We start from the raw sequence: 19,109 nt of genomic DNA, 5'->3' as shown, positions 1-19,109 counted from the left end.
ATCTTCAGGCGCCGGTCGGTCCTGCAACCCCGTCCGCAACGCCGAGCTCGAAGTCGGAGACGATCCGGATCGCGCCGCCGAGCCTTCGATAATGTTCCGCCCGGCGATACGCACCGCTGTTGCGCACCGAGTAGCTGAACGGCGCACGCCCCGCGATCACGAGCAGCGTCGTGGTGTTGCCGACCGCCGACACGATCCGGCCGCCGAGCGCCGCGATCCGCTCCGCCAACGCCCCGTCGCGCGGCGCGCCGAGGAGCGCGATGCGCTCGCCAGCGAGCGGTCCGGAGAACGCTGGACGGGGGGCGGGGCCGGGCTTGCGCGGCGGGGCGAGCCATTCGTCGAGCGCGATTCCGGTATGATCGATCGCCTTGACGATCACCCAGCCGGCCGCGCGCGCATCGCTCAGCGCGTCGTGATGCTTGTGCGCGATGCCGAGATATCGCGCGAGCAGGCCGAGCCGGTGGCTTTCCAGATCGGGCCAGGCGCGCTTGGCGACGCGGACGCTGTCGAGCCATACCGTCTCGATCGCCGGGCGGTCATGAACCCGGCAGGCGGCTGCGAGAGCCCCCTTGTCGAAATACGAGTGCGCGACGGTCGTGCGGCCGCTCAGATGGCGATCGACGATGGCATGGACGTCGGCAAAGCTCGGCTGGCCGACGACGTGATGCTCGGCGATGCCGTGGATGCGCGTGTTGAACAGGTGGAATTCGTCGTGCGGGTCGACCAGCGTCTCGTAGTCGAAGATCTCGCAGCCGTCGCGGAACCCGACGATGCCGATCTGGCAGATGCTGCTGACCCGCGAACACGCGGTTTCGACGTCGATGACGACGAAGTCGGGCTGCAGGATTACGGCATCGGCGAGCATCGCGGTCGAAAGCATCCCGCCTCCATGCACGCGTGCGAGAGCCGGATAAACATCTTTGACGGCAAGGACATGACGGTCGCGGAAAAGCTGGTGCCCCCGGCGAGATTTGAACACGCGGCCTACGGTTTAGGAAACCGTCGCTCTATCCGGCTGAGCTACGGGGGCATCCGAGTGCGCAGTACGACGGTCGGATGAGGCGATCAAGCACCCGGTTGGTGATCGGCCAAAGCTGATTGCGTGGCCACTACGGGCAGGACGATCAGACCGGCGCTTGGGTAGTGGGGGTCTTGGAGAGGCGATCAAGGGCGACGGGTATCGTTTACGATGCCCCGTCGCCGCTTGCCGTGCAGTGCGGGCGGTTAGGCCTTGACGTGCTGCGAGATGTACTTGTTCATCTCGAACATCGTGCACTTGTCACGCCCGAAGACCTTCTTCAGCTTCTCGTCAGCCAGAATCTCGCGCTTGTTCTCGGGGTTCTGGAGGTTGTTGGCCTTGATGTAGACCCACACCTTGCTGATCACTTCGCTGCGCGGCAGCTTGTCGTTGCCGACGATCTCGCCGAGCTCGGGAGAGGGCTGGACGGGGGCGTGGATGCCGCCGGTCTTGGGAGCTGTAGCCATAAGCATTCCTTCCTGTTGCGCGCGTGCGTTAGGCACTGCGCGCGTGGTCACGCCTTGGTGAGCGCGTCCGCCTTGTGCGCTGCCTTGCCGCCCTTGTCACTCCTTACGATGAACTGGGGCTCCTCCTTGGAAGCCTTGACGGTGTGGCCCTTGATCTTCGTGTCGCTGGTCTGCTTCTTCTCGACCGTGCCGTGCGCCTCGCCGCCGTGCGATTTCCAGGTGACCTCGTCGCCCTTCTTTGGATCCTTCATCGCGCCATCTCCTTGATTTGAAAGGATCAAGCGCGGGAACGCGGCATTGGTTGCATCGCCTACGGGTTGCGGAGCCGGGGCGCGAGGGCCATCAGGGCGGCAATCAAGGAGATTCACTCATGAAGACCCGCGCCGCCGTAGCCTTCGAGGCAAAAAAACCGCTCGAGATCGTCGAACTCGACCTCGAAGGGCCGAAATTCGGCGAAGTGCTCGTCGAAATCATGGCGACGGGCATCTGCCATACCGACGCGTACACGCTCGACGGGCTTGATTCGGAAGGTCTTTTCCCGAGCGTGCTGGGGCATGAAGGCGCCGGCATCGTTCGCGAGATCGGCGCGGGCGTGACCAGCGTCGCGGTCGGTGATCACGTCATCCCACTCTACACGCCCGAGTGCCGCCAGTGTAAGTCGTGCCTCAGCGGCAAGACCAACCTGTGCACCGCGATCCGCGCCACGCAAGGCAAGGGGCTGATGCCCGACGGCACGACGCGGTTCAGCTACAAGGGCCAGCCGATCTTCCATTATATGGGCTGCTCGACCTTCTCGAACTTCACCGTGTTGCCCGAGATCGCTGTCGCGAAGATCCGCGAGGACGCGCCGTTCGATACCTCGTGCTATGTCGGCTGCGGCGTGACGACGGGCGTCGGCGCGGTGGTGCATACGGCGAAGGTCCAGCCGGGCGATACGGTCGTCGTGTTCGGACTTGGCGGGATTGGGCTCAACGTGATCCAGGGCGCGCGGCTTGCAGGGGCCGGCATGATCGTCGGCGTCGACATCAATCCGGACCGCGAAGAATGGGGGCGTCGCTTCGGCATGACTCACTTCGCCAATCCGAAAGATGTGGGGGATATCGTCCAGCACATCGTGGCGATCACCGATGGCGGCGCGGACTATACCTTCGACGCGACCGGCAACACGACCGTGATGCGGCAGGCGCTCGAGGCGTGCCACCGCGGCTGGGGCACCTCGATCGTGATCGGCGTGGCCGAGGCAGGGAAGGAGATCTCGACGCGGCCGTTCCAGCTGGTCACCGGACGCAACTGGCGCGGGACGGCATTCGGCGGCGCGCGTGGGCGGACCGATACGCCGAAGATCGTCGACTGGTACATGAACGGGATGATCGAGATCGACCCGATGATCACGCACCGCCTGACGCTCGACGAGATCAACAAGGGTTTCGACCTGATGCACGCCGGCGAGAGCATCCGCTCCGTCGTGATCTACTGAGGGGCGAGCGCATGTTCACGCATATCATGCTTGGCGCGAGCGACGTCGCCGTGTCGAAAGCGTTCTACGACGCGGCTTTGGGCGCGCTTGGCGTGCCCGAAGGCGTCACGGACGAATGGGGGCGGGTGGTCTATGCTCATGACGGCGGGCGCTTTCTGCTGACGAAGCCTATCGATGGGGAGCCGGCTAGCCACGGCAACGGCAGCACGATGGGGTTCGCGGCGGCCTCGACCGAGGCTGCGGATGCATGGCACGCCGCGGGTCTCGCGCATGGCGGGACGGCCTGTGAGGATCCGCCGGGCGTGCGGGAGGCTACGGGAGGGCGGAAGCTGTATCTCGCCTATCTGCGCGATCCGTCGGGGAACAAGATCTGCGCATTGCATAGGGTCGCGTGATGGAAACCGTCTCCACCAGCAAGGCGTATGGCGGCACGCAGGGTGTCTACCGCCACGCCTCGACCGCGACCGGCACCGACATGACCTTCGCGGTGTACGTGCCGCCTCGTGACGAGGGGGCCCGGTTGCCGGTGTTGTGGTTCCTGTCGGGGCTCACCTGCACGCACGCCAACGTCATGGACAAGGGCGAGTACCGGCGCGCGTGTGCAGAACTGGGCGTGATCCTGGTCGCGCCGGATACCTCGCCGCGCGGTGACGACGTGCCGGACGACGACGCGTACGACTTCGGCAAAGGCGCCGGCTTCTACGTCGATGCGACCGAGGAACCCTGGGCGAAGAACTTCCGGATGCAGTCCTATGTCGAGGACGAACTGACGGCGTTGATCGCGGCGGAGTTTCCGGTGGCGGACATGGCGCGTCAGGGGATCTTCGGGCACTCGATGGGTGGTCATGGTGCGCTGACGATCGCGCTACGCAATCCGGAGCGATTCCGCAGCATATCGGCGTTCGCGCCGATCGTGGCGCCGTTGCAGTGCGCCTGGGGCGAGAAGGCGCTTGGCGGGTATCTCGGGGCGGACCGGACGGCGTGGCGCGCTTACGACGCCTGCGCGCTGATCGAGGATGGCGCGCGGGTGGGGGAGATCCTAGTCGATCAGGGGGAGGCGGATGGTTTCCTGGTCGAGCAGTTGAAGCCCGAGTTGCTGGTTGCGGCGTGCGAGGCGGCGGGGATCGACCTGACGTTGCGGATGCAGCGGGGGTATGATCACAGCTACAACTTCATTTCGACGTTTATGACGGACCATGTCGCGTGGCATGCGGAGCGGCTCAGGCGCTAACCGCCGCCGCTCCGCATGCTGCAAGACTATCGGTCTGCAGGCCGTGCCCTCACCCTCGCCGCCTTCGGCGTCTATCCCTCTCCCGATGGGAGAGGGAAGGGGCTCTTGGGTCTTCGCCGTGGGAAGGGTGAGGGCAAGGGAGAGTCCAAGCTCTGCATGAGCCAGCACGTAGCCCCACCCGCACGTCATCCTGACGAAAGTCAGGACCCAGGGTCACGAATGCCGCGCTGATTGGCTCTGGATCCTGACTTTCGTCAGGATGACGGCCGTGTCGTGGGATCCTCCCCGCCCGGGGGATGTGGCTGGCGCTGCCAGACGGAGGGGGCGATAAGGGAAACATCTGTTCCGTGTCCGCCCCCTCCGTCGCCTTCGGCGCCACCTCCCACTGCCGGGGAGGATCGTTAGAGCAACCGGAGCGTCCGAGGGGTGCGCCGCCTCAGAACTTGAACCCGGCCGCCACGCCGTACCGGCGGGGTTCGATCGTGAAGATGTTGGTGAACAGCCCGGCCGACTGGTCGGTCACATACTGCCCGGTTGTCGCATCGTTCTTGGTCAGGTTCTGCACATAGGCGCGGACGTAGAAGCGGTCTTCGCGGGCGTTGAGCTGGACCTGCATGTTGACGACCTCATAGCCGGGGATCCGATCGATCGCGGTGTTGAAGATGCTCGCCGCGAACCCGCCGGTATAGTTGAGGTCGGCACGCGGGACGAGGCTCATGCCGTTGGCGAAGTCGATCGTGTACTGTGCGCCCACCGACCATTTGTACGTCGGTGCCTGCGGCAGGCGGTTGCCGCGGATGTTGGTGGTCACGCCGTCGAGCACCGACACGCCGCTCGCCGCGGCGTTGGCGCCGAGCGCGGAGCAGATCCCGAACGCGCCGGTCGCCGCCACCGTCGGGATCGCAGTCGGCGCGCGCAGGCCGATCGCGCGATTGACTGCGGCGACATAGCCGTTCGACAGCGCGGCATTGCCCGCCGCGTTCGGCACGACGACGCAGTTCGACGCGTTGGTGATGTCCTTGATGATCACCGCATCCGAACGCCCGCCCGACACGTCGCGCGGGTTGACCAGGAACTTGTCACTCGAAACCTTCGAATGCAGGTAGCTTGCGTTCATGTTGACGACGAATGCCGGGATCGGGCTCATGATCGCCTCCGCCTCGACGCCATAGATATCGGCGTCGACATTGTCGTTGACTGAGGTCCGCGCGACGATCCGGCTCAGCTGCAAATTCTTGTACTGATAATAGAAGCCGGTGAGGTTGAGCCTGAACCGGCCGCCGCCAAAGGTGTTCTTCGAGCCGATCTCGTACGCATTGACCTGCTCGGGCAGGAACGTGCTGCTGACGTTGAACATCGGCAGCAGCGGTGGATTGATTCCGCCCGACTTGTACCCGCGCGAATAGGACGCATAGAGCAGGTTGTTCTCGGTGATCCGGTAGTCGAGCACCGCGCGCCCGGTCAGCCGCGAGAATCTGACTTGCGCATTGGCGAACTCCTGACGCCCCGGCAGGTTCGGGTCGAAATCGACCGTGCCGTAGTTCAGCCCCTGCTCGATCCCGGTCGCGCCGATCGGTGTCAGCACGTTGAGCGCGAGGTTGCGCGCCTCGTCGGTCTTCTTGTCGTGGTTGTAGCGCAGGCCGACGGTCAGCTTGAGCTTGTCGGTAAACTTGAAATACGTCTCGCCGAAGATGCCGTAGGATTTCAGGCGGAACTCGGTGTCGCTGTTGCGATAGAAGGGCGTCGACAGGAAATAGCCGTTGCCGGCGGGTAGCCCGGCCCCCGCCGCGTTTGCCGAGCCGAGGATGCCCGAGGCGTAATCGAGCCCGAACGCGTTGACGAAATAGTCGGTGTTGGTGGATTTGCTGTCGACATAGATTCCGCCGAGCAGGAAGTTGAATATTCCGTCGAAATTGCTGTCGAGATGCGCTTCGGCGGAATATTGCCGGTTCACTTGGCGCGAGCGATCGAAGTCGAGGCTCTGCGGATAACAGCCGATGGCGTTGCCGCCGTAGATACCGACGTTGTTGGGGTCCGCCGCCGACTGGCACGCGCCGCCCGCAGGCCCGTTGGGGATCAGCGTCTGGCGCACCCCGTTCAGGAACGCGAACGGCGATCCAGGGCGGGCGAGCGCGTTGAGCGTCGCGAGCCCGACATTGTTGGCCAGCGGGTTCTCGACCGCGAGGTTATAATCGGTCGTGCTGTCGACCGCGTTACGCGTGTAGCCGCCGGTGAAGTTCAGGCTGACCGGGCCGAAATCGTGGAAGATCTTGGCGGTATATTGCTCCTCCTCGGCGAAATAGGTCGGGCTGTAGTCGAGCGACACGGTCCGCACGTTGGCCGGGTTGACCACGCCGGTGTAGGTATCCTGACCGTACAGGCTCTGCAGCCCGAAGCGGGCAAGCGCGGGATTGTTTACCGCGAAGAACTCGTTGGAGCTGAGCACCGCGGACAGCGTCGAGTTACCGTTCGCGGTCTCGTTGGCGAGCCGGTCGGGCAGGCAGCCGAGGATGCCGGTCGGATCGCGGTGGCAAAGTTGCTTCTGCAACCGCGAGCGATCATCCTTCTCGCGGAAATAATAGCCGATCAGGTCGACCCGGGTGTCGCTGGTCGGCTCCCACGACAGCGTGCCGCGGATCGAATACAGGTCGCGCCCGTCGATCTTGCGACCGTCGTAGAGGTTCTTGGTATAGCCGTCACGGTTGAGATAGGTGCCGGCGACGCGGATGCCGAGCGTGTCGGTGAACGGCAGGTTCAGCATCGCCTTCACGCGCTTCGAATCGTAATTGCCGTATTCGAACTCGGCCGCCGAATGCACGCCGGAGAGATCGGGCTTGGCCGAGATGAAGTTGACCACGCCCGAGGTGGCGTTGCGACCGAACAGCGTTCCCTGAGGTCCGCGGAGGACCTCGATCCGCTCCAGGTCGAAGAACTCGCTTTCGAACAGGCGGGTCGTCACCAGCGGCATGTCATTGACGTGGATCGCGGTCGCGGTGTCGCAGGTCGCGCCGGTGCACAGGTCGCCGATCCCGCGGATGGTGAAGCTCGACGTCGTGAAGTTGGTCTTGGTGAAGGTGATGTTGGGCAACGTCTGCTGAAGCGCGCTCGGGTTGACGATCTGCTGCTTGGCGATGTTGTCAGCGGTAAAAGCGCTCACAGCGATCGGAACATCCTGCAGACGCTGCGATTGGCGTTGCGCGGTAATCACGATATCCTGCGACGCGTAGGGATCGGCGGTGGGCACGTCTCGTGTGGTCTGCGTCGACGGCGCTTCCTGCCCGGGCCCGTTGGTGGGCGCGGTGTTTTCGGCCGATGTGGTGGTCGCGGTCTGCGCCATTGCCGGCGCAATCGACAGGAGTATCATCGCCGATGCGGCGAGCAATTCGAACTTTGCCATGGCAGTCCTCTCCCCGATCGTGCCGGTCTTTGCCGATTCACGATTTAGATTTTCAGGTATGGCGAAGTAACGACCAAAAAAATCAACCGTCAACGCTTTTTGAACCCCGTATTACGGGGATTTACGGCGCGTTGCTCAAATGAAACAGTTGCAAAAGAGGACCCATGTTCCGATGTTTGGGTATGCTGACAAAGGGTGTTGCGATGCGGGATGAACTGAACGGGTCCGACGGGCGGCCAGCTGGGGGCGATGTGCTGGGTCCCGACGGCAAGGTGATTGTGCCCGAAGACGTAGCGTCGGCGATCCGTACGCTGATCCGCTGGGCGGGGGATGATCCGACCCGCGAGGGGCTGCTCGATACGCCGCGTCGTGTTGCACGTGCGTGGAAGGAATATTGCGCGGGCTATGGCGACGATCCGGCGAAACACCTCGAACGCGTGTTCGAGGAGGTCGGCGGGTATGACGAGATCGTCCTGCTGAAGGACATCCCGTTCCAGTCGCATTGCGAGCATCACATGGCGCCGATCATCGGCAAGGCGCACATCGCGTACCTCCCGCGCGACCATGTGGTCGGTATTTCGAAGCTCGCGCGCGTGCTGCACGGCTTCGCGCGGCGGTTGCAGGTGCAGGAACGTCTGACCGCGGAAGTGGCCGACTGCATCTGGGACAACCTCAAGCCGCAGGGCGTCGCAGTCGTGATCGAGGCGAGCCATGCTTGCATGACCGCGCGCGGCGTCCGCACGCCGGGCGTGACGATGGTCACGAGCCGGATGATGGGCGTGTTCCGCGACGACGAACGCAGCCGCAAGGAAGTGCTGGCGTTGATGGGGCGCGGCGTCTGATGCGAACCGTCCTGGTGACGGGCGGGGCGAAGCGGCTGGGGGCGGCGATCGTCCGGCGACTGGCGGCGGATGGTCATGCCGTTGTTGTGCACCAAGGGCATTCGCCGGACGAGGCGGCGGCGCTAGTGGCGGAGATCGTTGATGGCGGCGGGCAGGCCGCTGCGGTGGCGGGGGACCTGAGCGATCTCGGCGCAATCGGCGACCTGTTCGCGGCGGCGCGGGCAGCGATTGGGGGGCCGATCGACGGGCTGGTAAACTGCGCATCGAAGTTCGCGTTCGATCGCCCGTCGAGCGTCGATCCGGTGCTGTTCGCCGAGCTTGGCGCGATCAATTGCGGCGCGCCGGTGCTGCTTGCGTCGGCGCTCGCGTCGCAGGACGGTGTTGTGGATGGCGCGGTGGTCAATGTTCTCGACCAGAAGGTGGCCAACCTCAACCCTGACTTTTTCTCGTACAGTTGCGGCAAGATCGCGCTGGAGGGGGCAACGACGATGCTCGCGCAGGCGCTTGGCCCGCGTATCTCCGTCAACGCGGTATCGCCGGGATTGACCCTTCCAAGCGGCGACCAAAGCGAAGAAGAGTTCGCGGCCGTGGCGAGCGACAATTTGCTCAAGCGTCCGGTTGGCGCCGAGGCGGTCGCGGATGCGGTCGCGTGGCTGCTGAACGCAAAAGGCGTGACGGGGCAGAATGTATTCGTTGATTGCGGACAACGGTTTCTGACACGCGATGGCGATGTGATGTTCGAGGGACGCAATGGCTGAGTTCACGACGATCCTCGACGGTTTCGAAGTCATGATGCGGCTAGGCATCCATCCGCACGAGGTGGCGCCGCAGCGGGTGGTCGTGTCGGTCGAGATGACGGTGATGTATCCAGGCCCACTCGGCGAGGATGCGATCGAGGAAGTGCTCGACTATGATTTCGTCCGCACGGGGATCCGCGCGCTGGCGGCGGAGCGTCCGTTCGCATTGCAGGAGACGCTCTGCGAGGCGATCGCCGGGCTGTGCTTGGCGGACGAGCGGGTGAGGCGGGTCAAGGTCCGAACGGTGAAGGCCGATGTCTACCCCGACGCCCGCGTCGGCTGCGAGATCGTCCGCACTCGCTAATCCTCCCCGTGCTGGGGATTACGCGACCGCAAGTGATGCACTGCTCCCTCTCCCCTCCGGGGAGAGGGCTGGGGTGAGGGGTTGTTCCGGGCGGAGCACTGCTTGGCTGCCCCTTACCCCGACCCTCTCCCCGGAGGGGAGAGGGAGGTGCGTATCAGGCTCGGTTGGCGGCCGACAATACCGCGCGGACCGAGGCGGTGGCGATGTCGGTGTCCATGCCGACGCCGAACACCGTCTTGCCCTCGGCCGTCCGGCATTCGACATACGCCGCCGCCTGCGCATCCGCCCCGTGGCCGATCGCGTGCTCGTTGTAGTCGACGACGTCGAGCGTCGGCCCAGTCGATTCGGCGATCGCCGCGATCACGCCCGAGATTAGCCCGTTGCCGCGCCCGGAGATCGACCGCTCCTCGCCATCGATCGCGACGCGGCCGATAAAGACGCGCTGCCCCGAAGCGCCGCTCTCCTCGTAGTCGCGCAACTCAACCCGGTCGTCCGCCTGCGGCATGTAGGTCCGCTCGAACAGGCCCCAGATGTCCGCGGCGTTCAACTCGCGACTGGTCTCGTCGGCATAGGCCTGCACGTGCCGGCTGAAGTCCGCCTGCAATCGCTTGGGCAGCTTCAGGCCCTTGTCCTGCTGAATCACCCAGGCGACGCCGCCCTTGCCGGATTGCGAGTTGACGCGGATCACCGCCTCGTAGCTGCGGCCCAGATCGGCGGGGTCGATCGGGAGATACGGCACTTCCCACAGCGTATCGTTCTTCGCCTCCTGCGCCGCGAAGCCCTTCTTGATCGCGTCCTGATGCGACCCCGAGAACGCGGTGAAAACGAGGTCGCCGGCATAGGGCGTGCGCGGGTGGACGGGGATGTTGGTGCAGTAATTGACCGTGTTCACGACGCCGTCGATGTCCGACAGGTCGAGCTTCGGGTCGACGCCTTGCGTGTACATGTTGAGCGCGACGGTCACGAGATCGCAATTGCCGGTTCGCTCACCATTGCCGAGCAGGCAGCCCTCGACGCGGTCCGCGCCCGCCATCATGCCGAGCTCCGCCGCCGCGACGCCGGTACCGCGGTCGTTATGCGTGTGCAGCGAGATCGCCACCGCGTCGCGGTTGCGGATGTTGCGGCCGAACCACTCGATCTGGTCGGCATAGATGTTCGGCGTCGCGCACTCGACGGTAGCAGGCAGGTTGAAGATGATCGGGTTGTCGGGCGTCGGCATCAGGACGTCCATCACCGCCTCGCAGACCTCGAGGCTGAAATCGAGTTCGGCGGTCGAGAACGTCTCCGGGCTGTATTCGAACTGCCAGCAGACGTTAGGCTGCTTGGCGGCTTCGTCGCGCAACACCTTCGCGCCATCCACGGCGATCTGCTTCACCTGCGCACGGTCCATGCCGAACACGATCTTGCGCCATGCCGGCGACACCGCGTTGTAGAGATGGACGATCGCAGTCTTCGCGCCGACCAGGCTGGCAAAGCTCGTCTCGATCAGGTCGCGGCGCGACTGGGTCAGCACCTGGATCGATACGTCGTCGGGGATGCGGCCGGTCTTCACGAGGCCGGAGATGAAGTCGAATTCGGTCGCACCCGCGCTCGGGAAACCGACCTCGATCTCCTTCAAGCCGACCTTGCACAGCAGGTCGAAGAACCGCGTCTTCTTCTCCGCGTCCATCGGGTCGATCAGCGCCTGGTTGCCGTCGCGCAGATCGGTCGAGAGCCAGCGCGGGGGCTTGACGATCGTCTTCGACGGCCATTGGCGGTCGGGCAGGTCGACTTGCGGGAAGGGACGGTATTTGGTCGATGGGTCGCGCAGCATGGCCAGTCTCTCGTGTCGTCGGGAGCGTTCGGGTCAGCCCTTAGGCGCGAGGCGCGGGGCATAGCCACCGCGCAAACGATCGGCGCGCCTAAGGGCGCGTAAGTCGAAGCAGCAGGAGGCGGCCGTGCGTCATTGGTCCAACCGCTATCGCCTGTGCTGCATCGTTGTCCAGCCAAAACGGATCAGCCTGCCGAATACACTGGATCGAGTGCATGATAGCATCTGCGTAGTCCGGTGATCGGCCGGATGGGGAGAGAGACATGACCAAGACGATCTACAGCATCGGATGCGTCCACGTCGAAACGGCAAAGAGTCTTCCGCCGACACTCAAAATAGAGGCCGATGGTTTCGTCAACACCAGCGGCTGGAAGAACCCGACCTTGTCGAAACACATTTACGTCACGCCACCAAAAGACGGCGTGCAAGGATATGACTTCGTCGCCGATGAGCCCGGCGGCATCGTAGCCCCAGTGCTGACGCCGGTAGAGACGGCCTACACCGATCAACAGGACGACTGGGTGACCGCGGTTGCGATCCATTCCGCCACGAACACGGTCACGGTCACGGTCACGGTCACCCTGTCGGTTCCCGTGGCCGCGTCGTAGCGGGAAGCGCAATCAGTTCGCCGAGAACGCCGCGTTGATCGTGAGGTCGACCTTGTCCGACACGACCGGGGCGTAGGCGCCGAGGTTGAAGTCGCTGCGCTTGATCGAGGTCGTCGCGCGGAAGCCGAAGTTGAGCTTCTTGTTCATCGGGTTCGCGCCGGCGCCGATGAAGGTCGCCTGGAGCACGACGGGCTTGGTGACGCCCTTGAGCGTGAGGTCGCCGGTGATCGTCGCCTTGTCGCCGGTCGCGACGACCTTGGTCGAGACGAACTTGGCGGTCGGGTAGGTCGCGGCGTCGAAGAAGTCCTTCGACTTCAGATGGCCGGCGAACGGCGCTGCGGTGACCGAGAGCTGGTCGATCGCGAAGTTCACCTCGACCTTGGTCGCGTTCGGCTTGGCGGGATCGATCGTGATGCTGCCGCCCGATGCGCCGAGCTGCCCTTCGAGCATCGAGAAGCCCATGTGGTTGACTTGCCACGTCACCTGCGTGTGGTTCGGGTCGACCGCATAGGTGCCGGCGGCGACGCGTGCCTTGACGGGGGCGCCGGGAATGGCGGCGGTCTGCGCCATGATGGGGGCGGCGGTAAGGGCAAGGATCGAGGCTAGGACTAGGCGCATGCGGGGTCTCCTGTTGATCGCGCGATGCTGGCCGAGGTGAGGGGGCGCGTCAAACGGCGTTATGCCAACGCTGTGTTTCGGAATTGGGTTGGTGGGCGTCGCGCTCCCGCTCCCGGTAGAGTGCATCGCAAGCTCTCGTTCCCCCGCAGACGCGGGGGGCCAGCTAAACCACGAGTACCGCCCGAGACCCTGGCCCCCCGCGTTCGCGGGGGAACAGGGAGGAGAGAACGGCCTCTGACTCACAAAACCACCCCGGCGAAGGCCGGGGCCCAATTGGGGGCGTGGCTAACGGAAGACCGCGTTCCGTTACTGGAGCCGTTCCAATTGGGCCCCGGCCTTCGCCGGGGTGGTGTGGAGTGCGGGAACGCCCGCCCGTCGGACCCGGCGAAGCCGTGCCCTATGGGCAGGCTTCGTCGTGCCGGCCGCGCTCACGCGCGTTCGCTTCGCTCAGTTGCGCTCGCGGTCCACCAAGGCATTCTTCCCGATCCAAGGCATCATCCCGCGCAATTCCGAGCCGATCTTCTCGATCGGATGCGCCAGCGCCTGCTTCCGCGCCGCCTTCAGCTCAGGCTGCCCCGCACGATTATCGAGGATGAAGTTCTTCACGAACCGGCCCGACTGGATGTCGGCGAGGACGCGCTTCATCTCGGCCTTGGTCTCCGAGGTGATGATCCGCGGCCCAGTGGTGATGTCGCCATATTCGGCGGTGTTCGAGATCGAGTAGCGCATGTTGGCGATGCCGCCCTCATACAGCAGGTCGACGATCAGCTTGGTCTCGTGGAGGCACTCGAAATACGCCATCTCGGGCGCGTAGCCGGCTTCGACCAGCGTCTCGAACCCGGCCTGGATCAGGTGGGTGATGCCGCCGCACAGGACGGCCTGCTCGCCGAACAGGTCGGTCTCGCATTCCTCGCGGAAGTTGGTCTCGATGATGCCCGAGCGACCGCCGCCGACGCCCGATGCATATGCCAGAGCGATGTCGTGCGCGTTGCCCGACTTGTCCTGGTCGATCGCGATCAGGCAGGGGACGCCGCCGCCGCGCACGTACTCGCTGCGCACCGTGTGGCCGGGGCCCTTCGGCGCGATCATGATGACGTCGAGATCGGCGCGGGGCTCGATCAGGCCGAAATGCACGTTGAGGCCGTGCGCGAACGCAATCGTCGCACCCTGCTTGAGGTTGTCGTGCAGGTCGCTTGCGTAGATCGCCGCCTGATGTTCGTCGGGCGCGAGGATCATGACGATGTCCGCCCAGGCTGCGGCTTCCTTGTTCGACTTGACCGCGAAGCCCGCCTCGATCGCCTTCTTGGCAGTGGCCGAGCCTTCGCGCAGTGCGATCGCGACGTCCTTGACGCCCGAATCGCGGAGGTTCTGCGCGTGCGCATGGCCCTGCGAACCATAACCGACGATCGCGATCTTCTTGTCGGTGATGAGGTTCAGGTCGGCGTCGCGATCGTAATAGACACGCATTGGAATGGTCCTTTCGATAAGGTGTGTCCCTCCGCGAAGGCGGAGGTCCAGACTGGGCTCCCGCCTTCGCGGGAGAACAAAACTTGTGGTGGTTAAGCCGGCTCTTTGCCGCGGGCGATCGCGACGATGCCGGTTCGGGCTACTTCGATCAGACCGACTTCACCCATAAGTTCGACGAACTTGTCGATCTTGTCGATGCCGCCGGTGACCTCGAACACGAAGCTCGAGGTCGTCGCATCGACCACGCGCGCGCGGTATACGTCGGCGAGACGCAGCGCCTCGATCCGGTGGTCGCCGGTGCCGCGGACCTTCACCAGCGCAAGCTCGCGCTCGACGTGCGCGCCCTGTGCCGTAAGGTCGGTAACCTTGTGCACCGGCACCAGCCGGTCGAGCTGCGCGATGATCTGCTCCATCGTCGCCGGCGAGGCGCTGGTGACGATCGTGATCCGGCTGACCGACTTGTCGGCGGTGATCTCGCTCACCGTCAGACTCTCGATATTATAGCCGCGCGCGGTGAACAGGCCGGCGATCCGGGCGAGGATCCCCGGTTCGTTGTCGACGATGACGGCGAGCGTGTGCCGCTCGGCCTTTTCCTGGGAAATGTGCATGGTTTCTTACTCTCCCCTTCCGCTTGCGGGAGGGGTCGGGGGAGGGGAGGCGAGGGCTGGCGACGACGTGGTCATCAGGCCCTCCCCTAACCCCTCCCGCAAGCGGGAGGGGGATTCTGGTGCGATCTGGGGCACCATCACACGAGCGCCTTCGCTTCGTCGTCCATCGTGCCGGACACTTCGTTCGCCTGCAGGATCATGTCGGTATGCGCAGCGCCCGACGGGATCATCGGGAAGCAGTTGGTCAGCTGCGACACGCGGCAATCGACGATCACCGGACCGTCATACGCGAGCATCTCAGCGATCCCGCCGTCGAGCTGGTCGCGCGTCTCGATCAGGATGCCCTTCCAGCCATACGCCTCGCCGAGCTTGACGAAATCGGGCAGCGAATCCGAATAGCTCTCCGCATAGCGGCTCTCGTACGTGAGCTCCTGCCACTGGCGGACCATGCCCATATACTGGTTGTTGAGGATGAAGATCTTCACCGGCAACCGGTATTGCGTGGCGGTCGCCAGCTCCTGGATGTTCATCTGGATCGACGCCTCGCCGGCGATGTCGATCACCAGCGCATTCGGATTGCCGAGCTGCGCGCCGATCGCGGCGGGCAGGCCGTACCCCATCGTGCCGAGACCGCCGCTGGTCAGCCACTTGTTCGGTTTCTCGAACCCGAAATGCTGCGCCGCCCACATCTGGTGCTGGCCGACCTCGGTCGTGATGATCGGTGACCGGGCGTGCGTCGCATCGAACAGCGCCCGGATCGCGCGCTGCGGCATGATCTCGTTCGGATCGTTCTCGGGGAAATCGAGACACTTCACCGCACGCCAGCCGGCGATCCGCCGCTGCCAGTCGGTCGTGTCGGGCTTGGGATGCTGGCGGCTCTTCCAGATCCGCACCATGTCCTCGAGCGCATGACCGACATCCGCGATGATCCCGAGATCGACGCGCACGGTCTTGTTCACCGAGGAGCGATCGATGTCGATATGCACCTTTCGCGAATTCGGGCTGAACGCATCGAGCCGCCCGGTCACGCGGTCGTCGAAGCGCGAGCCGAGCGCGACGACGAGGTCGGCCTGGTTCATCGCCATGTTCGCCTCGTACGTGCCGTGCATCCCGAGCATGCCGAGCCACTGCGGACCGGACGCGGGATAGGCGCCGAGGCCCATCAGCGTCGACGTCACCGGCGCGCCGGTGATGCGGACGAGTTCGCACAGCAGCTGGCTGGCGGCCGGACCCGAATTGATGATGCCGCCGCCGGTATACAGGATCGGGCGTTCGGCCGCGGCGAGCATGTCGACGAGCTGCTCGATCTGCGACTGGTCGGCCTTCACCTGCGGGCGATAGGTCTTGTGCTGGATCGGCCCCGGCTTCTTGTACCGCGCGGTCGCGACCTGCACGTCCTTGGGGATGTCTACGACCACCGGCCCCGGACGTCCCGAGGTGGCGATGTGGAACGCCTCGTGGATCACGTCGCCCAGGCGGGCGGGGTCCTTCACGAGGTAATTATGCTTCGAGCAATGGCGCGTGATGCCGACCGTATCGGCCTCCTGGAACGCATCGGTACCAATCAGCGCGGTCGGCACCTGGCCGGTGATCACGACCATCGGGATCGAGTCCATCAGCGCATCGGTGATCCCGGTGACCGCGTTGGTCGCGCCGGGGCCCGAGGTAACGAGCACCACACCGGGCTTGCCGGTCGAGCGCGCGTAACCCTCTGCGGCATGCGTCGCAGCCTGCTCGTGGCGCACCAGAATGTGCTTGATCCGACCCGAGCGAAACAGCGCGTCGTAGATCGGCAGCACGGCACCACCCGGATAGCCGAAGACGACCTCCACGCCGAGATCGCACAGCGCCTCGATCAGGATATCGGCTCCACTCTTCTCGGTCATTTCATATCATCCTTTGCGAGAACGCTGCCTTTAGCGTCTCGTGGAGGGGCCGGCTACCGATATAAAAGATGCGTGTCAAACATCATTTTAGTAATATAGTTTCAAATTGCTGCAGGCGCGTTGGGAGGTCGAGCGCTTCGGTGCGCGTCCAGTCGGCGGGCGGCTGGTGTCGGAGCCACGTATATTGGCGCTTGGCGTAGCGCCGCGTGGCGAGCGATCCGGCGGCGATGGCGTCGGGTTTCGAGGTCTCGCCGCGGACCAAGGCGGCGATCTCGGGCACACCGATCGCGCGGCGGATCGGCGCGTCCTGCGGGATGTCGATGCGGGCGAGGAGCGCGGTGATTTCCTCGCGGCTGGTGTCGGCCATTTCGGCGAAGCGCTGGTCGATGCGCGCGTTGAGCCAGTCGCGGTCGGGGATCAGGATCAGCGCGCGGATGTCGATCGTCTCGCCGATCCCGCCGACCTTCTCGGTCTGCCAGTCGGTAAGCGTACGGCCGGTACCGCGGACGACTTCGAGCGCGCGGGCGACGCGGGTGGTGTCGGCTGCGCTGAGCTTGGTCGCGGCCTGCGGATCAAGTTGCGTGAGTGCTGCGTGCGCCTCCGCGACGGGGAGGGCGCGGACCTCCTCGCGAAGGGCCGGGTCGATGTCTGGGACAGGCGCGATACCGTCGAGCAAGGTGCGGATATAGAGCCCGGTCCCGCCAACCAGAATCGGCAGCGTCCCCTCCGCGAGCGTGTCGCGGATCGCCAGCGTCGCCTCGGTAGCCCAGCGCGCCGCGGAGTAGCTCGCATCGGCGGCATCCACGTGACCGAAGAGCCTGTGCGGGGCGCTGGCCTCTTCTTCCGCCGACGGGCGCGCGGTGAGGATGCGGAGGTCAGCATAGACCTGTGCGGAGTCGGCGTTGATGACGACGCCGTCGTGGCGCGCGGCGATGGCGAGCGCGAGCGCGGACTTGCCGCTCGCGGTCGGCCCTGCGATGAGCGCCAGCTTCGGGAGAGTTTCTATGTTCACGGCAACGCTTATAGCCTCGGGCACGCTGACCGCAGGCGATATTTCGACCGCGATGGACCGCTTGCGCGACGCCGGTTGCGCACCGGGCGCTAGCGGCTGGATCGACGAGGGGGACGCCGCCGACCTGATCTTCGGGATGGCGCCGGACGCTGCTCGGACCGCGCTCGAGGGGGCATTCGTGGCGACCGACGTGGTCGTACAGTCGAGCCTGACGCGCACCAAGACGTTGCTCGTCGCCGACATGGACTCGACGATGATCACCGTCGAATGCATCGACGAACTCGCCGACTACGCGGGCATCAAGCCACAGATTGCCGAGATCACCGAACGCGCGATGCGCGGCGAACTCGATTTCGAGGCGGCGCTCGATGCGCGCGTAGCCCTCCTCAAGGGACTAGCCGAAAGCGACATCGAACGCTGTCTGACCGAACGCGTCACGATCATGCCGGGCGCAAAGGCGTTGGTCCGGACAATGCGCGCGCGGGGTGCTCTGGCGGTGCTGGTATCGGGCGGCTTCACGCGGTTCGCGGAGCCGGTAGCCAAGGAGATCGGCTTCGACCGCGCGATCGCCAACGTGCTGGAGATCGAGAGTGGCGTACTGACGGGGACAGTGACCAAGCCGATCGTCGGGTCGAATACGAAGCTGACGACGCTACGCGCCGCGATCACCGAGCGGGGGATTGCGGTGGAGGAAGCACTCGCGATCGGTGACGGCGCGAACGACTTGGCGATGATCGAGGCGGCGGGGCTGGGCATGGCCTACCACGCCAAGCCGATCGTCGCGGCTGCCGCAGCAGCGCGGATCGATCACGGCGACCTTACCGCGCTACTGTACGCACAAGGCATCGCGCGGCGGCATTGGGTGTTGGACTAGTCAAATTCCGTCATCCTGACGAAAGTCAGGATCCAGAGCCAGGAAGGCTACGCTGCTTGGCTCTGGATCCTGGGTCGAGCCCAGGATGACGGGGTAAACAGAGGTGGACGCTTCCAATCAGCCGCCGTTTCTGGCGGCCAATTAGTCGTTCACCCCTTCGCCAGCGGCGTGCCACTCGCTTCGCAGACGTACGTCGCAAGCTCTTCCCGCAACGGCAGGCCCTTGATCGGTCGTAGCGGGCCGTCATGCGCTACGTTGGTTTCGACCAGCGCCCGGTTCGGCCCAACGCCCAGCACATGGAACAGCCGCTTGCCACAATCGGTCTCGGTGCGCGCATAGGCGACCTTGCCGTCATGCTCCTGGCGCAGGATCGCGATGATCGTTCCGCCTACGGCCTTGCGCTCGCGCAACAGGAAGTGGCGCGACGTCGGATCGGAGGGGGTAGGGATCAGCCGGCCCTTGACCGTCAGCTGCTCGGGCTTGGGTACCGCCACCTCGGTCTCGGCAAGGTTACGCAGCGATACGCCGTTATCCACCATCGCGTCGGTATTGGTAGTCGCAGGCTGCTCGCCAGAACACGCGGCCAACAGCGTTGCGCCGGCAAGTGCCAGCGCCAAGGTCTTCGAAATCATTCATCTAGCTCCCGGTCGATGTCGAAACGAAACGACCGGTCCGGCTATTTGATCCCTGCCG

The 19,109-nt window shown here is 64.9% G+C and carries 19 protein-coding genes and 1 tRNA gene; 8 read left to right on the top strand and 12 right to left on the bottom strand.

The annotated features are described in order from the left end of the window. Positions 1-4: 4 nt before the first annotated feature. From C8J44_RS03840 to C8J44_RS03825, 4 genes are all read right to left on the bottom strand, one after another. Entirely contained in the window at positions 5-880 is an 876-nt protein-coding gene (locus tag C8J44_RS03840; protein WP_259466693.1) for an exonuclease domain-containing protein, read from the bottom strand. 73 nt (positions 881-953) lie between these two features. Continuing rightward, positions 954-1,030, bottom strand: a tRNA-Arg gene (locus tag C8J44_RS03835). Positions 1,031-1,224: 194 nt separating this feature from the next. Further along, a complete protein-coding gene (locus tag C8J44_RS03830; RefSeq protein ID WP_056411383.1) occupies positions 1,225-1,485 on the bottom strand; it encodes an SWIB/MDM2 domain-containing protein in 261 nt (86 codons plus the stop codon). Between the two features lie 47 nt (positions 1,486-1,532). Continuing rightward, entirely contained in the window at positions 1,533-1,736 is a 204-nt protein-coding gene (locus C8J44_RS03825) for a DUF2945 domain-containing protein (RefSeq protein WP_056048079.1), read from the bottom strand. A 119-nt stretch (positions 1,737-1,855) separates the two neighbouring features. Here C8J44_RS03825 and C8J44_RS03820 point away from each other — a divergent pair, with 119 nt between their 5' ends. Genes C8J44_RS03820 through fghA form a run of 3 tightly spaced genes read left to right on the top strand, consistent with a single transcriptional unit; the run spans position 1,856 to position 4,193 of the window. Beyond that, a complete protein-coding gene (locus tag C8J44_RS03820; protein WP_121903399.1) occupies positions 1,856-2,962 on the top strand; it encodes an S-(hydroxymethyl)glutathione dehydrogenase/class III alcohol dehydrogenase in 1,107 nt (368 codons plus the stop codon). A gap of 11 nt (positions 2,963-2,973) precedes the next feature. Further along, a complete protein-coding gene (locus tag C8J44_RS03815; RefSeq protein WP_121903398.1) occupies positions 2,974-3,357 on the top strand; it encodes a VOC family protein in 384 nt (127 codons plus the stop codon). After that, positions 3,357-4,193, top strand: a complete 837-nt coding sequence (gene fghA / locus C8J44_RS03810; protein ID WP_121903397.1) for an S-formylglutathione hydrolase — start codon at positions 3,357-3,359, stop codon at positions 4,191-4,193. The genes C8J44_RS03815 and fghA overlap by 1 nt, the downstream gene beginning before the upstream one ends. 436 nt (positions 4,194-4,629) lie before the next feature. Here fghA and C8J44_RS03805 read toward each other — a convergent pair whose 3' ends face one another. Further along, on the bottom strand, positions 4,630-7,590 hold the full coding sequence (locus C8J44_RS03805) for a TonB-dependent receptor (RefSeq protein WP_121903396.1): 2,961 nt from the start codon (positions 7,588-7,590) through the stop codon (positions 4,630-4,632). A gap of 203 nt (positions 7,591-7,793) precedes the next feature. On the opposite strand from C8J44_RS03805, the gene folE reads away from it, so the two are divergent. From folE to C8J44_RS03790, 3 genes are read left to right on the top strand one after another with little or no spacing between them, the layout of a single operon-like run. Next, a complete protein-coding gene (folE, locus tag C8J44_RS03800; RefSeq protein ID WP_243645646.1) occupies positions 7,794-8,432 on the top strand; it encodes a GTP cyclohydrolase I FolE in 639 nt (212 codons plus the stop codon). After that, positions 8,432-9,190, top strand: coding sequence for an SDR family NAD(P)-dependent oxidoreductase (locus tag C8J44_RS03795; protein ID WP_121903395.1), 759 nt, complete (start codon positions 8,432-8,434; stop codon positions 9,188-9,190). The genes folE and C8J44_RS03795 overlap by 1 nt, the downstream gene beginning before the upstream one ends. Then, entirely contained in the window at positions 9,183-9,533 is a 351-nt protein-coding gene (locus tag C8J44_RS03790; RefSeq protein WP_121903394.1) for a dihydroneopterin aldolase, read from the top strand. Before C8J44_RS03795 ends, C8J44_RS03790 begins: the two co-directional genes overlap by 8 nt. Positions 9,534-9,687: 154 nt before the next feature. Here C8J44_RS03790 and leuA read toward each other — a convergent pair whose 3' ends face one another. Then, positions 9,688-11,346, bottom strand: a complete 1,659-nt coding sequence (gene leuA / locus C8J44_RS03785; protein ID WP_121903393.1) for a 2-isopropylmalate synthase — start codon at positions 11,344-11,346, stop codon at positions 9,688-9,690. Between the two features lie 260 nt (positions 11,347-11,606). Between leuA and C8J44_RS03780 the strand changes: the two genes are divergently transcribed. Next, positions 11,607-11,951, top strand: coding sequence for a hypothetical protein (locus C8J44_RS03780; RefSeq protein ID WP_121903392.1), 345 nt, complete (start codon positions 11,607-11,609; stop codon positions 11,949-11,951). A 12-nt stretch (positions 11,952-11,963) separates the two neighbouring features. Here the strand turns inward: C8J44_RS03780 and C8J44_RS03775 are convergent, their stop codons facing one another. The 5 genes from C8J44_RS03775 to miaA all read right to left on the bottom strand — a co-directional run bounded on the left by C8J44_RS03775 (position 11,964) and on the right by miaA (position 17,542). Beyond that, entirely contained in the window at positions 11,964-12,569 is a 606-nt protein-coding gene (locus tag C8J44_RS03775) for a YceI family protein (RefSeq protein ID WP_121903391.1), read from the bottom strand. 447 nt (positions 12,570-13,016) lie between these two features. Further along, on the bottom strand, positions 13,017-14,036 hold the full coding sequence (gene ilvC / locus C8J44_RS03770) for a ketol-acid reductoisomerase (protein ID WP_121903390.1): 1,020 nt from the start codon (positions 14,034-14,036) through the stop codon (positions 13,017-13,019). A gap of 92 nt (positions 14,037-14,128) precedes the next feature. Further along, complete coding sequence (gene ilvN / locus C8J44_RS03765) at positions 14,129-14,644, bottom strand: acetolactate synthase small subunit (protein ID WP_056048113.1); 516 nt, start codon at positions 14,642-14,644, stop codon at positions 14,129-14,131. A gap of 137 nt (positions 14,645-14,781) precedes the next feature. Continuing rightward, positions 14,782-16,530 carry an acetolactate synthase 3 large subunit gene (locus C8J44_RS03760; RefSeq protein ID WP_121903389.1) on the bottom strand — a complete coding sequence of 583 codons (1,749 nt, stop codon included), beginning with the start codon at positions 16,528-16,530 and terminating at the stop codon, positions 14,782-14,784. Between the two features lie 82 nt (positions 16,531-16,612). Then, positions 16,613-17,542: a tRNA (adenosine(37)-N6)-dimethylallyltransferase MiaA gene (miaA, locus tag C8J44_RS03755; RefSeq protein WP_121903388.1), complete on the bottom strand. Its 930-nt coding sequence runs from the start codon at positions 17,540-17,542 to the stop codon at positions 16,613-16,615. Here miaA and serB point away from each other — a divergent pair. Further along, positions 17,535-18,416: a phosphoserine phosphatase SerB gene (gene serB, locus C8J44_RS03750; RefSeq protein WP_056050315.1), complete on the top strand. Its 882-nt coding sequence runs from the start codon at positions 17,535-17,537 to the stop codon at positions 18,414-18,416. The genes miaA and serB overlap by 8 nt on opposite strands. Before the next feature lie 149 nt (positions 18,417-18,565). Here the strand turns inward: serB and C8J44_RS03745 are convergent, their stop codons facing one another. Continuing rightward, on the bottom strand, positions 18,566-19,048 hold the full coding sequence (locus C8J44_RS03745) for a hypothetical protein (RefSeq protein WP_121903387.1): 483 nt from the start codon (positions 19,046-19,048) through the stop codon (positions 18,566-18,568). Positions 19,049-19,109 lie beyond the last annotated feature (61 nt).

It is taken from the genome of Sphingomonas sp. PP-CE-3A-406 (assembly GCF_003688625.1).
GTDB lineage: Bacteria > Pseudomonadota > Alphaproteobacteria > Sphingomonadales > Sphingomonadaceae > Sphingomonas.
This window is presented reverse-complemented; position numbering and strand designations above follow the sequence as displayed.

What these genes read in the sequence shown, in the direction of transcription:
- C8J44_RS03840 (WP_259466693.1), bottom strand. Translation starts at nt 880, where the DNA reads ATGCTTTCGACCGCGATGCTCGCCGATGCCGTAATCCTGCAGCCCGAC.
- C8J44_RS03830 (WP_056411383.1), bottom strand. Translation starts at nt 1,485, where the DNA reads ATGGCTACAGCTCCCAAGACCGGCGGCATCCACGCCCCCGTCCAGCCC.
- C8J44_RS03825 (WP_056048079.1), bottom strand. Translation starts at nt 1,736, where the DNA reads ATGAAGGATCCAAAGAAGGGCGACGAGGTCACCTGGAAATCGCACGGC.
- C8J44_RS03820 (WP_121903399.1), top strand. Translation starts at nt 1,856, where the DNA reads ATGAAGACCCGCGCCGCCGTAGCCTTCGAGGCAAAAAAACCGCTCGAG.
- C8J44_RS03815 (WP_121903398.1), top strand. Translation starts at nt 2,974, where the DNA reads ATGTTCACGCATATCATGCTTGGCGCGAGCGACGTCGCCGTGTCGAAA.
- fghA (WP_121903397.1), top strand. Translation starts at nt 3,357, where the DNA reads ATGGAAACCGTCTCCACCAGCAAGGCGTATGGCGGCACGCAGGGTGTC.
- C8J44_RS03805 (WP_121903396.1), bottom strand. Translation starts at nt 7,590, where the DNA reads ATGGCAAAGTTCGAATTGCTCGCCGCATCGGCGATGATACTCCTGTCG.
- folE (WP_243645646.1), top strand. Translation starts at nt 7,794, where the DNA reads ATGCGGGATGAACTGAACGGGTCCGACGGGCGGCCAGCTGGGGGCGAT.
- C8J44_RS03795 (WP_121903395.1), top strand. Translation starts at nt 8,432, where the DNA reads ATGCGAACCGTCCTGGTGACGGGCGGGGCGAAGCGGCTGGGGGCGGCG.
- C8J44_RS03790 (WP_121903394.1), top strand. Translation starts at nt 9,183, where the DNA reads ATGGCTGAGTTCACGACGATCCTCGACGGTTTCGAAGTCATGATGCGG.
- leuA (WP_121903393.1), bottom strand. Translation starts at nt 11,346, where the DNA reads ATGCTGCGCGACCCATCGACCAAATACCGTCCCTTCCCGCAAGTCGAC.
- C8J44_RS03780 (WP_121903392.1), top strand. Translation starts at nt 11,607, where the DNA reads ATGACCAAGACGATCTACAGCATCGGATGCGTCCACGTCGAAACGGCA.
- C8J44_RS03775 (WP_121903391.1), bottom strand. Translation starts at nt 12,569, where the DNA reads ATGCGCCTAGTCCTAGCCTCGATCCTTGCCCTTACCGCCGCCCCCATC.
- ilvC (WP_121903390.1), bottom strand. Translation starts at nt 14,036, where the DNA reads ATGCGTGTCTATTACGATCGCGACGCCGACCTGAACCTCATCACCGAC.
- ilvN (WP_056048113.1), bottom strand. Translation starts at nt 14,644, where the DNA reads ATGCACATTTCCCAGGAAAAGGCCGAGCGGCACACGCTCGCCGTCATC.
- C8J44_RS03760 (WP_121903389.1), bottom strand. Translation starts at nt 16,530, where the DNA reads ATGACCGAGAAGAGTGGAGCCGATATCCTGATCGAGGCGCTGTGCGAT.
- serB (WP_056050315.1), top strand. Translation starts at nt 17,535, where the DNA reads ATGTTCACGGCAACGCTTATAGCCTCGGGCACGCTGACCGCAGGCGAT.
- C8J44_RS03745 (WP_121903387.1), bottom strand. Translation starts at nt 19,048, where the DNA reads ATGATTTCGAAGACCTTGGCGCTGGCACTTGCCGGCGCAACGCTGTTG.